General features: G+C 63.5%; 4 protein-coding genes. All 4 read left to right on the top strand.

The window, feature by feature from the left end; translation table 11 throughout:
• Positions 1-20: 20 nt before the first annotated feature.
• The 4 genes from NUW13_03905 (at position 21) to NUW13_03890 (ending at position 13,589) form a co-directional block, all read left to right on the top strand.
• A complete protein-coding gene (locus tag NUW13_03905) occupies positions 21-6,971 on the top strand; it encodes a PAS domain S-box protein (protein ID MCR4438171.1) in 6,951 nt (2,316 codons plus the stop codon).
• 159 nt (positions 6,972-7,130) lie between these two features.
• A complete protein-coding gene (locus tag NUW13_03900) occupies positions 7,131-11,465 on the top strand; it encodes a PAS domain S-box protein (protein ID MCR4438170.1) in 4,335 nt (1,444 codons plus the stop codon).
• Between the two features lie 70 nt (positions 11,466-11,535).
• Positions 11,536-12,003 (top strand): response regulator, encoded by a 468-nt coding sequence (locus tag NUW13_03895; protein ID MCR4438169.1) that lies wholly within the window; start codon positions 11,536-11,538, stop codon positions 12,001-12,003.
• A complete protein-coding gene (locus NUW13_03890; GenBank protein ID MCR4438168.1) occupies positions 12,000-13,589 on the top strand; it encodes a response regulator in 1,590 nt (529 codons plus the stop codon). Before NUW13_03895 ends, NUW13_03890 begins: the two co-directional genes overlap by 4 nt.
• Positions 13,590-13,599 lie beyond the last annotated feature (10 nt).

Genomic DNA, 13,599 nt, shown 5'->3' with positions numbered 1-13,599 from the left:
CAACGCGAGGAAAGGGGAAAATGGAACAGAAACAGCGGATTCTGATTGTTGAGGACGAAAGCCTGGTGGCCGCCGATTTGGCGCAGCTCCTGGAGAAGCTCGGCTACCGGGTCACCGGCCGGGTAGCGACCGGAAAGGCGGCCCTGGCCGCGGTGGAGCAGGAGAGGCCAGACCTTGTCCTCATGGACATCGGCCTGAGGGGCGAGCTGGACGGCATCCAGACTGCCGCGCAGCTCTCCGGCCGTTGCGGCATACCGGTGGTCTTTCTCACCGCCCATTCGGATGATGCGACGCTGGAGCGGGCCAAGCAGGCGCAGCCCTTCGGCTACATCCTCAAGCCCTTCGACGAGCGCGAAGTGCGCGCCACCGTGGAGATGGCCCTGCATCGGCATAAACTTGAGCAGATCCTGCGGGAATCCGAACAGCGCTTCCGCGCAGTAGTGGACAGCGCCGACGACGCGGTCCTTATCGCCGACGAGCAGGGGAACATCATCTTCGGCAACCAGACCGCCACGAGGGTGTTCGGCTACACCATGTCCGAATTGGTGGGGCGACCGCTCACCGTGCTCATGCCCGAGCGGTTGCGGGCGCACTTCAGCGCGCGCTTCCGGGAAAAGGCGGCCGTGCACCGGCAGGCGGTCCTGGGCATGAGCAACGAGTCGGTGGGTCTGCGCAAGGACGGCAGCGAATTCCCGGCCGAGCACTCGCTGGCCTGCTGGACTGTGGGTGGACGCACCTTTTTCAGCGCCACCATCCGCGACCTGAGCGAGCGCAAGGAAGCCCAAGAGGCCATCTGGCGCAAAGAGGTGATGCTCAGCACCATCATCAACTCCACGCGCGATGCGATGATTGCCGTGGACCGAGACGGCCTGGTGCAGGTGTTCAATCCTGCCGCCGAGGCCTTGTTCGGGCGCAGCCGCCAGGAGATGCTCGCCAAGAAGCTGGACGGCCTGTTTCGCGAGAAATGGTTCAAATTGGTGCGCAACTGCTTTGCGGAAAAACCGCAAGAGGCCGGGGTGGTGGAACTGACCGCCCTGCGCGCCAGCGACGAGCCAGTGCCAGTGGAGCTCTCCCTGTCCAAGGTCTCGTTGAACGGCAAGAGCTTGGTGGTCATGCACGTGCGTGACATCTCGGAGCGCAAGCGTTCCGAACAGGAGTTGCGCGAAAGCGAAGAGCGCTACCGCCAGGTGAGCGAGACCCTGCCGGTGGTCGTCTACAGCGCGCTGCCTGACGAGCATCTCAGCTTCCTGTTTGTCTCGCGGCGCATCGAGGAGGTGACCGACCACCCGAGCCGGGAATTCACCGCCGATCCAGAGCTGTGGTGGCGGCTGATCCACCCTGCCGACCGCGCTCGCGTCCAAGAGCAGCGGCGCCTACGCGGTCAGAGCGGCTTCCAGTGCGAGTACCGCATCATCGGCAAGGACGGCAGCCCGAGGTGGATCAGGGAGGAGGCCGTTCCTGTGCGGGACGCGGGCGGCCACATAGTGGCGGTGAGCGGCTTTCTGGAGGACATCACGCGACAACGGCACGCTGCCGAGCGGCTGCGGCGCGTGAACCGCGCTCTGCGCGTGTTGCGCCGCGCAAGCAAGGCACGCCTGGCCATGCAGGACGAGCAGGAGCTGCTGCAGCGCATGTGTACCCTGCTGGTCACTGTGGGCGGTTATCGCTTGGCATGGGTGGGGGTGGCAGAGCGGGACCGTACCAAGAGAGTTCGGCCGGTGGCACAGGCCGGCTACGAAGAGGGCTATCTTGAGGGCCTGCGCCTGACCTGGGCGGACAGGCCGCGCGGCCAGGGTGCCGCCGGCACTGCCATTCGCAGCGGCAAACCGGTGGTGTGCACGAACATCGCCACCGACCCGCGCTTTGCGCCGTGGCGGAAGGAGGCACTGCGCCGCGGCTATGGCTCCTCCGCTGCCATCCCCATTCTGGTCCAGGGGCAGGTGTTCGGCGCGCTCAACGTCTACGCCCAGGAGGCAGAGGCATTCGACCCGGCCGAGAGCGAGCTGCTGGCCGAGCTTGCTGCCGACATCGGTGCGGCGATTGCGGCGCTGCGGCTGTCCGCGGACCGGGAGGCGTTGGCCAAGGAGCGAAAGGACTATGGGGAGCGTTTCACCGCCCTCTTCCTGGAGAACACCCTCCCCATGGTGGTCCTGGACGAGCGCGGCAAAGTGCTGGAGGCCAACCCCGCCGCCCTGGCTTTGCTCGGCAACAACGAGCTCCTCAACGAAGAGCGGCAGGCATGCCTCTCACAGAGTGCGCGTGGCAAGGGGCGTGCGCGCCTGCCGCAGCTCGACCGCATCGAGCTGGAACGCCAGCTCAATGGCAAGGCGAAGAGTTTGGAGTTCAGACTGCTGCCTGCCACCTGGAACGGAAAGAAAGCTTTCCTCGGCGTCGGGCATGATGTGTGTGACTTTAAGCAAGAGCTTGCCCTCCGCCAGACCGCAGAAGAGCACTCCCGCCTGCTGGTGGAGAACGCCCACGAGGCCATCGTCGTCGTGCAGGAAGACGCGATCGTCTATGCGAATGCCAGGATCAGCCAGGTCACCGGCTATGCCCCGGAGGAGATCGTGGGCATGCGCCTGGTGCAGCTCATCCATCCAGAGGACCGAGAAAGGACGCTGGCGCAGTACCGCAGGCGGCTCGAGGGCGAGACGACTCCTGGCTTTGGCCGCACGCGGGTCATCACCCGGCAAGGTCAGGTGCGTTGGGTGGAGTTCAATGCGGTCAGTTTCATGTGGGAAGGGCGCCCGGCGACGTTGGCCTTCGTGGAGGACGTCACCGACCGCCACCAGGCAGAACTGGACCTGGTGCGCGAGCGTGACCTGCTCTACGCGCTCATGGACAACGTGCCGGACTGGGTCTTTTTCAAGGACACGGAGTCGCGCTTTGTGCGGCTGAACAAGGCGTGTGTCGAGGTGCTGGGCGTCGGCCACCCCCGTGAAGCCGTGGGCAAGACAGACTTTGACTTTTTCCCGCCTGACGATGCCCAGCGCTCCTTTGCGGAGGAGCAGCGTATCATGCGCACCGGCCAGCCGCTCGTCGGTCGGGTGGGACCTACGCCCACGCGCGACGGCAAGGTGCTGTGGCGCTCCGAAACCAAGGTGCCCATCCGCGATAAGGAGGGCCGTGTCGTTGGCCTGGTGGGCATCTCGCGCGATGTCACCGAGCTCTTGGAAAGCGAGCGCGCCAAACGGGAGAGCGAAGGGAAGTACCTCCACCTTGTCGAGCGGCTCACCGACGGCATCGTCCTCATCCAGGAGGGCCTCGTCAAGTATGCCAACCCGGCTGTTGCCGCCATGTGGGGCGGCACCGTGGAAGAGCTGCTCAATACGCCGTTCTCCAAGTATGTGGCACCTGAGCAGCTTCCGGCGGTGGCCGAGCGCTACCAACGCCGCATGCGCGGTGAGTCGGTGCCGTCGCTCTTCGAAACCCTATTGCTCGATAGGACGGGCGGGCGGCACGAGGTGGAGCTGAACGCAGGACTCATCACCTACGAGGGCAAGCCGGCGGACCTGGTCGTGGTGAGGGACATCAGCGCGCGGCGCCAGGCCGAACGTGCCCTGCGCGACAGCGAGGAGCGTTACCGGCACATCTCGCAGATGATTTCCGACTTTGCCTACGCCTTCCGCGTGGAAGAAGACGGCACCATGTGGGGCGAATGGCTCACCAACTCTTTCGTGCGCGCTTTCGGCTACACTATGGAGGAGATCGACCAGCGCGGCGGCTGGCTGACCATGGTCTATGCGGAGGACGTCCCTGCCGCCCTGGCCCATGCGAAGAAGGTGCAGCAAGGGCAGGCAGACACGTGCGAGTTCCGCTTTGTGACGCGCGAAGGGCAGGTACGCTGGCTGCGCGACTATGCCATCCCGAAATTCGATGCCGAGGCCGGCAGGGTGACGCGCATCTACGGAGCCGCCCAGGACATCACCGAGCGCAAGGAGGCTGCCGAAGCCCTGCGGCAGAGCGAGGAGCGCTATCGGCGCCTGGCAGAAAACGCTCAGGACATCATCTACCGCTACGACTTTGTGCCGCAGCGTGGCTTCACCTACGTCAGCCCCGCCGCTACCCTCATCACCGGCTACACACCAGAGGAGCACTATGCCGACCCGGACCTTGGGCTAAAGCTTGTCCATCCTGAGGACCGGCCACTGCTGGAGAAGTACTTGCAGGGCCAAGTGGACAGCGGGCCCATCGTGCTGCGCTGGGTGCGCAAAGACGGGCGCATCATCTGGACCGAGCAGCGCAACGTGGGCATTCGCGATGCGCAAGGTAACCTCATTGCCGTGGAGGGCGTGGCGCGCGACATCACCGAACGGAAAGAAGCCGAACAACGCCTGCGCGACAGCGAGGCCCGCTACAATGCCTTCGTCAACGGCACCACCGACATGGTCTTCCTCAAGGACAGCGACTTCCGCTACGCTATGGTGAATGCGGCAATGGCAGAGTTTTTTGGCCTGCCGCCTGAGCAGGTCATTGGCAAGACCGACTTTGAGCTGATGCCCAAGGAGCCGGCCGGGCACTGCCGCGCCTCTGACCTGCAGGCCATCGCCAACGGCGGCCCGGTGGTCAATGAAGAAGTGGTCGGCGACAGAATCTTCGAAACGACCAAGTTTCCGGTGACCATAGCCGGCCAGCAGGTGGTGGGCGGCATCATCCGCGACGTCAGCGAAAAGAAGCGGCAAGAGCATGAGCTGAGGGATGCGCTCTCCCTCCTGCATGCCACCTTAGAGGCCACCGCCGACGGCATCCTGGTGGTGGACCGGCAAGGGAAGGTGCAGAGCTACAACCAGAGATTTTGGGACATGTGGAGCATTCCCAAGGAGGTGGCCGCCACCCGCGATGACGACCAGCTCCTGGCCTTTGTCCTCGACCAGTTGCAGGAGCCCGAGGAGTTTCTGCGCAAGGTGCGCGAGCTGTACAGCGACCCGGAGGCCGAGAGTTTTGATGTGCTGCACTTCAAAGATGGCAGGGTGTTCGAGCGCTACTCCCGGCCGCAGCGCATAGGGCAGGAAGTGGTGGGGCGCGTGTGGAGCTTCCGCGACGTGACCGCGCGCGTGCGGGCGGAACAACACCTGCGCGAGCAGCAGGAGCAGGTGCGCGCCTTGGTCGAGGCTGCCCTCGACGGCGTGGTGATGCTTGACCAGGACGGCAACGTGACCCTGTGGAATCAAGCAGCCACGCGCATCTTCGGCTATGACGCAGACGAGATGACCGGCCGCAACCTGCATGCCCTGCTGGTGCCCCGCGAGCTGCGAGACAGGCACGCCGCTGCCTTTGCGCGGTTTCGCGAGACCGGCAGCGGCGCAGCGGTGGGCAGGACCATGGAGCTGGAAGCCCTGCGCAAGGATGGCACCACGGTGCCCATCGAGTTGTCGCTCTCTGCCGTGCAGCTCAAGGGAGCGTGGCATGCCATCGGCATTGTGCGCGACATCCGCGAGCGCAAAGCTATGGAGGCGCGCCTGCGCGAGAGCGAGGAGCGCTACCGCGCCCTGTTCGACCGCTCCATGGACTGTGTGTATCTGCACGACTTTGAGGGGAGATTCCTCGACGCCAACCCCTCCACGCTCAGGCTCTTCGGCTACGAGCCCAAGGAGGTGGCCCGTCTGTCCTTCGCCGACGTGCTCGATCCCGAGCAGTTGGCCCTGGCCAACAAGACGCTGCAGGAGATCGTGGAAACGGGCGCCCAGCGCTCGACGACCGAGTTCCGGGTGCGGCGCAAAGACGGCACCTATGTGGACCTCGAGATCACCTCGTCGCTCATCTTGCGCGATGGCAAGCCCTATGCCGTGCAGGGCATTGCCCGCGAGGTGACCGAGCGGAAGAAGTTGCAACAGGAGCTCAGGCGCGGCTACCAGACCATGGCCGCGCTGAATGAACTTCTCACCCTGTCGCTGTGGCCCGCGCCGTTAGAAGAGCTGCTGCAGCAGGCCTTGGCGATTGTGGCCAAGGTGCCATGGCTGGGCGTGGAGGCCAAGGGTGCCGTTTTCCTGGCCGAGCCTGGCGAGGGGTCGCTGGAGATGAAGGCGCACATGGGGCTGAGTGCGCCGTTGCTGGCCGCCTGCAGCCGCGTGCCTTTTGGGCGCTGCCTGTGCGGGCGCGCTGCCGAGCAGGCCGCCGTGGTCATCGCCGACCGTTTAGACGACCGCCGCGAGGTCAGCTACGAAGGGATGACGCCCCATGGCCACTGCTGCGTCCCCATCATCTCAGGCGAAACTGTCCTTGGCGTGCTCAATTTCTACATGCAGGAAGGGCACGCATGTGAAGGACAGGAGCTGGAGTTCTTGCGGGCGGTGGCGGGCGTGTTAGCTGGCATCATCCAGCGGCGACGCGCCGAGGATCAGGTGAAGGCCGCCCTGCAGGAGAAGACGGTGCTGCTCAAGGAGATCCACCACCGCGTGAAGAACAACATGCAGGTCATCTCCAGCATGCTGCGCCTGCAGGCAGGCTACCTGAGCGACCCGCAGGCCCTGGAGGTGTTCCAGGAGTGCCAGAACCGGGTGCGCTCCATGGCCCTCATTCACGAGAGCCTGTACCAATCCGGCAACTTGGCGCGCGTGGGCTTTGCCGACTATGTGCGGCGGCTGGCCTCGCAGCTTTTCCAGACCTATCGGGTCAAGGCAGACGGGGTGGAGCTGCAAGTGGATGTGGAGGACATCTACCTGGGGGTGGACACGGCCATCCCTTGCGGTTTGATCGCCAACGAGCTCATCACCAACAGCCTGCGCCATGCTTTCCCGGATGGCCGGGGAGGTCTGGTGACCGTTGGCTTGCACCGCGAGAACGGCCGCTATGTTTTGCGCGTGGCTGACGACGGCATTGGCTTCCCGAAGGACATCGACTTTCGTAACACCGACTCGCTGGGACTGCAGCTGGTCAACACGCTGGCCGGGCAGCTGGAGGGCTCGGTGGAGCTGGTGGACAACGGCAAAGGCACGGAGTTCCGCGTCGCATTCCCGGTTGTTGACCGCTGAGAGACGGGACTGCCGCGGCTGGTTCGACGGGCCCTTTGCGTGGTGAAAACATCAGGCCAGGAGAACCACGAAGGAACCATGTGTGAGGTGGGGAGAATGGGCAAGACAAGTGCAATAGCTTGCAGAAAGCGTGCAACAGCGCAGACCTGGAAGCGTACCTTGGCACAATTGCGTCCGGTTCTTGACAACATGCCCACTGCGGTGATGCTGCTGCACCGAGGGCGCGTGGTGTATGCCAATGCGGCATGCCGCCAGCTGCTGGGCAATGGGATTCTCTCGAACAACCTCGCTGGCAAGGGCTTTCGTCAGCTGGTCGATGGAAACGACCGCCAGTGCGTCGAGCAGTGGCTGCAAGAGCTCGCTTCCTCCCATCAGCCAGTAGCTGTTAAGCTGGCACTGAGAGGGAGCAGCGGCGCGGCCACCTGGGTCGGCGCAACCTTTGCCCCTGTCTCTCACGATGCCGAACTGGTCCTCGTTTCTCTGGCTGCAAATGGAGCGGCCCCCCTCGCACCGCACCATGAGCAGGAAGTCTATCGCTTGATCTTGGACAATGTCAATGATGGCATCGTCATGAGCCAGCAGCATCGTTTCATCTTCTTCAATCCGAGGTTTGCCGAGATGTTGGGGTACGAGCCCGAAGAGCTCATGACCATGGACTACCGAGCGCTGCACACGGAACAGGGGTTGGAAATCCTCGCGCGCCGCACCAGGGCCAGGGAGCGGGGCGAAGAGGTGCCGTCGCGCTACGAGACCACCTTCCGCAAGAAGGATGGCAGCGAGCTCCACGTGGAGGTCAACGTGGCCATCGTCGATCACCATGGGCGGCCGGCCACCTTTGCGGTGGTGCGCGACGTGAGCGAACGAGAGTGGGCGGCGCACGTGCAGGCGAAGCAGTTGGAGTTGGCCATAGCGCTCAGCCAGGTCACCGACGTGCAGGAGTGCCTGCGCCTGTGTTTGCGTGCGGCGCTGGACATTGCTGATATGGATGGCGGCGGCATCTACTTGGTGGACGGGGCCACCGGGGCGTTGGATCTCGTGTACGAGCACGGCCTCCCGCCAGAGTTTGTGGCGCAGGTGAACCACTATGGTCCCGATTGTCCCAATGCCAAGCTGGTGAAGAAAGGCAAGTCTGTCTTCACCAGTTATGCAGAACTGACCAAGAGCCTGGGGAAGTCCGTGTGCGGTCCCCTGCGCGCCATCGGCGTGATCCCGTTTTTGCACAAAGGCAAGGTGGTGGGGTGCATGAACGTCGCTTCCACCAGGCGGGATGAGGTGCCGCCCCGTGCGCGCGGGGCGCTGTGCTTGGTCTGTGCGCAGGTGGGCGGCGTGGTGGTCAGACTAAAGGCGGAGCAGACTCTCCATGATCGCGAACAACGCCTGGCGGCCATCATCGAAGGGATGAATGAGGGGTTGATCTACTTCGACGAACAGGGCTTGATCCGGTTTGCCAATCGACGCTTCTGCGCCATGGTGGGCTACACGCTCGAGGAGTTAGTCGGTGCCAATGGCGTCGGCTTGTTGGTTCCCAAGCAGGAGCGGGCCGTGGCGGGGACGTGGATAGATTCTTGCCTCCACGGGGAACTGGCGGAGCACGAGACCCAGCTGCAGAAGAAGAGTGGCGAGCGCTTCTGGGTGCGCTGCACCTGGGCACCGCTCCACGACCCACAGGGCAAGGTGATGGGCACCGTGGCCTTGGCCACCGACATCACCGATCAGCGGCGGGCCATGACCCTGCTCTCCTTGCTCTACCAAATATCCAATGCCGCCAATCGCACGTTCAGTTTGCAAGAGCTCTTTCGGGAAATCCACACCGCCTTGGTGGAAGCGGTGGATACGACCAACTTCTTCGTCGGCCTCTATGATGCGGACAAGGACGAAGTCACTTTTCCCTACTGGGTGGACGAGAGGGACAGCTATGCAGAACCGCTCTCGTTGTCGGCAGACGACTCGCTCTGCGCGCGGGTCATTCACGGGCGCTGCCCCTTGTTGGTCAGGGGGCCTGAGCTCGAGGAGCTGGTGAGCAGTGGCCAGCTCAGGCTCAGGGGCAGTAAGCCTCTGGTCTGGTTGGGGGTGCCGCTCATGGATGGTCAGGAGGTCATCGGGCTGATCGCCCTGCAAAGCTACCGTGATCCCTCCCTCTACAGCGAGCGTGATGTGGAGCTGGTGCAGGTGGTCTCCAACCAGATCGCCGGTGCCATTCGGCGCAAGCGGGCGGAAGAGGAATTCCGCCGCAGCGAGGAGAAGTACCGCCTCCTGGTGGAGAACGTCAACGACGCCATCGTCATCAGCCAGGATGACCGGTTTGTCTTTTTCAACCCGCAGTTTGCTCGCCTGTTGGGCTATGAACCGCACGAGCTGGCGAACAAGGACTACCGCGACGTCTACACCGAGCGAGGGGTAGCCTTGCTCATGGAGCGGCAGCGGCGCCGTCGCGCCGGCGAGGAGGTGCCGTCGCGATATGAGACGGCCTTCCGGCGCAAAGATGGCAGCGAGGTGGAGGTGGAGGCCAATGTCACCATCATCACCTATCAGGGGCGGCTGGCTACCTTTGCGGTGATTCGCGACATCACCGAGCGCAAGCAGGCGGAGGCGGCGTTGGGGCGCCGTGCCTTGCAGTTGCAGACGGCCGCCGAGGTGGCGCGCGCTGCTACCAGCATCCTTGACCCCGACGAGCTCATTGCGCAAGTGGTTAACCTCGTGCGGGAGCGCTTTAACTTCACCTACGTCGGCCTCTACTTGGTCGATGAGAGTGGCCAATGGGCGGTGCTGCGCGCCGGTACCGGGCCGCAAGGGCAGCACCTGGTGGAGCAAGGCCACAGAATACCCGTGGGCGGTAAGTCGATGACCGGCTGGTGCATCACCAACGCTCAGGTGCGCGTGGCGCAGCACGTGGAGGACGACCCGGTGCATCTGCCCAATCCATTTCTTCCTGAGACGCGTTCCGAGGTTGCCCTGCCCTTGATCGCCCGGGGCGAGGTCCTGGGCGCGATGACCATCCAGAGCGCGCAGGAAGCAGCCTTCACCGACGAAGACGTCGCCACCTTGCGCACTATGGGCGGCCACGTCGCCACTGCGCTGGCCAATGCCCGCCTGTACAAGGCCTTGGCGGACGAGCAGTTGCTGATGAGGGCGCTCATGGATTCTATCCCCGACACCATCTATTTCAAAGACACGCAGAGCCGCTTCATAAGGGTGACCAGGTCCCTGCTGCGAAAATTCGGTATCGATGACCCGGCGCAGGCGTTTGGTAAGACTGATTTCGACTTTTTCACCGAGGAGCATGCACGCGCGGCATACGAGGACGAGCAGAACATCATCCGCACGGGTGAGCCCATCGTGGGCACTGAGGAAAAGGAGACCTGGCCGGACGGTTCGGTGACCTGGGTGCGCACCTCCAAATTGCCGCTGCGCGACCAGCAGGGGCGTATCATTGGCACCTTTGGCATTTCCACGGACATTACGGCGCGCAAACGGGCAGAGCAGGCCTTAGCTGAGGAGCGCAATCTGCTGCGTACCCTCATCGACAGTCTGCCCGACCGCATCTATGCCAAGGATGCGGAGATGCGCTTTACCCTGAACAATGCCGCCCATCTCCATGCGCTGGGCGTGCAGTCGCAGGCGGAAGCGCTGGGCAAAACGGACTTTCACTTCCGTCCGCCTGAGGTAGCAGAGCGCTTTGCGGCAGAGGACCGCGCCATCTTGGAGTCCGGGCTGCCCGCGGCCAACCGGGAAGAGGAGACGATTCTCCCCAACGGCGAGCCCGGGTGGCTGTTGTGCACCAAGGTGCCGGTGCGCGATGCGGAAGGTAAGATCAGCGGGCTGGTGGGCATAAGCCGCGACATTACCGCGCAAAAGAAGGCCCAGATGGCTCTGCAGGCCTCGCTGCGCGAGAAGGAGGTCTTGCTCAAAGAGATCCACCACCGCGTCAAGAACAACATGCAGGTTATCTCCTCCATGCTGCGCCTGCAGTCCAACTACATCGAAGACCCCAAGACCTTGGAGCTGTTCAACGAGAGCCAGAATCGCGTGCGCTCCATGGCCCTTATCCATGAACAACTCTACCGGTCAAATGACCTCTCGCACATCGATTTTGGCACCTACGTGCGCACGCTCACTGGTCAGGTGGCCCGTTCCTACGAGAGCAAGGCCAACATCAACCTGGTGGTGGAGGCGGACGGTATCGCCTTGGGGGTGGACGCCGGCATCCCCTGCGGGCTGATCATCAACGAGCTGGTCTCCAACGCGTTCAAACATGCTTTCCGCGGCCGCGACTCCGGCACCATCCAGGTGCGCATGTACCATGAGGATGACAGGATCGTGCTGCGCGTGCGGGACGACGGCGTGGGCTTCCCCAAGGAGGTGGACTTTCACAACACCGAGTCGTTGGGCATGCAGTTGGTGACCACGCTCACCGATCAGCTGGACGGGACGATCGAGCTGGTGAGCGAAGGGCAGGGCACCGAGTTTGTCATCACCTTCCCGGCGTCGCGGTGAATCACGAGGGGTGCCATAAGTTTGGGTTCTTGCACCGGGTAGTCCGATCACGTCTACGGGTCGAGTGGCGATGGACGGTAAGCCGAAAATACTCGTGGTCGAGGATGAACAGATCGTGGCGCTGGACATGAAAGGGATGTTGCAGCGCCTGGGCTATGTGGTGACCGGGCTGGCAGCCACTGGAGAGCAGGCCATCGACAAGGCGGGCCTCACCAGGCCGGACCTGGTGCTGATGGACATCAAGCTGCGCGGCGACATGGACGGCGTCCAGGCTGCTCAGGAGATCAAGGCGCGCTACGGCATCCCGGTCATCTATCTTACCGCCAACACCGACCAGGAGACCTATGAGCGTGCCATGGCCACTGGGCCTGCCGGCTACTTGCAGAAGCCGTTCGAGCTCCAGGTGTTGGCCGCGGCGTTGGCCAAGGCGCTGCAGGCGACGCGCGCCGGCGCAACGACCGGTTCTTCCAGTCCGGACGCGTGCAGACAGGAGTGCGTGCAGGAGAATGCCGTGACCGAGGGTGGAGGGAGAGCATGAGTGACAGGCCTCGCATTCTCATTGTGGAAGACGAGGCGATCGTCGCCAGGGACGTGGAGAGCATGCTGCGCGACTTGGGCTACCAGGTGGTGGGCATCGCCGCCACCGGCGAGGCGGCCATCGCCAAGGCCAAGGAGACGTGCCCGGACCTGGTGCTGATGGACATCAAGCTGCGCGGCGACATCGATGGGGTCAAGGCTGCTGAAGAGATTGCTGCCTCCGTGGAGGTGCCCGTTATCTTCGTCACCGCCAATTCCGACGACCTGACCCTGCAACGGGCAAAGGTCACGACCCCATTTGGCTATGTGCTGAAGCCATTCGAGCCGCGGGAGCTGCACATCGCCGTCGAGATCGCCCTGTACCGGCACGTCGCAGAGCGCGAACTTGTCAGAGTGCACAAGCAGAACGAAGAGCTCCTGGCAGCGGTGCCGTCGGTGCTCATCGGTGTGGATGCCGAAGGGAAGGTAGTGCACTGGAACGGACAGGCCGAAGCGGTCTTCGCCATTGCCGCAGAGCAGGCGGTGGGACAGCGCTTTCGCGATTGCCCGGTGCGTTGGTCCTGGACGGCCATAGAAGAGAAAATCGCCCTTTGCCTTGAGCGGAGAGCCGCCATTTCCCTCAAAGAATTCCGCTACCAGCGCCCCGACGAGCGCGAGGGGTTTCTGAACGTGACCATTAGTCCCTACCACACGCGGGGCGGGCCCGCAGGGTTCCTGATGGCAGCCGAGGAAGTCACCGAGTACAAGATCCTGCAGCAGCAATTTCTGCAGGCGCAAAAGTTGGAGTCCATCGGTCAGTTGGCCGCGGGCATCGCGCACGAGATCAATACGCCCACCCAGTTCATCGGCGACAACACCCGCTTCCTGCGTGACTCCTTTGCCGGGCTTTTTGGCCTGGTGAACAAGTACCGAGAGTTGAAAGAGGCAGCGCGCCAGGACGACGCATGGCCGGAGCTGGTGGCCAGCATCGATGCGCTGGAACAGGAGGTGGACCTTGACTACCTGGCCGGGGAAATCCCCTTGGCCATCGACCAGACGCTGGAGGGGGTGGACAGGGTCGCGCACATTGTGCAGGCCATGCGCGCCTTCTCCCATCCGGGCGGGCAAGGGAAGACGGCGGTGGACTTCAACAAGGCCATCGAGACCACGGTGACGGTGGCTCGCAACGAGTGGAAGTACGTCGCAGATGTGGAGATGGCCTTGGACAATAGCCTGCCGCAGATCCAGGGTCTGCCAAACGAAATCAATCAGGTGATCCTCAACATTCTCCTCAATGCGACCCACGCCATTAAGGACGTGGTGGGGGCGCGGCCGGAGCGCAAGGGGAAAATCACCATCAGCACCCACCGCACCGACGGCTGGGTGGAGATGCGCATCAGCGACACGGGCCCGGGCATCCCCGCGGCCATCCGTCACCGCATCTTCGATCCCTTCTTTACCACCAAACCTGTGGGCACCGGCACAGGACAGGGATTGGCCATCGCCCACTGCGTGGTGGTTGAGAAACACAAGGGTTCTATTACCTTCGAGACGGCGGAGGGCAAGGGAACGACCTTCATCGTGCGCTTGCCCATTAACGGGGCGTAGTGGGAGAGAG

Source organism: candidate division KSB1 bacterium, assembly GCA_024655945.1.
Taxonomy (GTDB): domain Bacteria; phylum Zhuqueibacterota; class Zhuqueibacteria; order JANLFK01; family Oleimicrobiaceae; genus Oleimicrobium.
The sequence above is the reverse complement of the archived record's forward strand: the minus strand, read 5'-3'. Positions and strand labels throughout refer to the sequence as shown.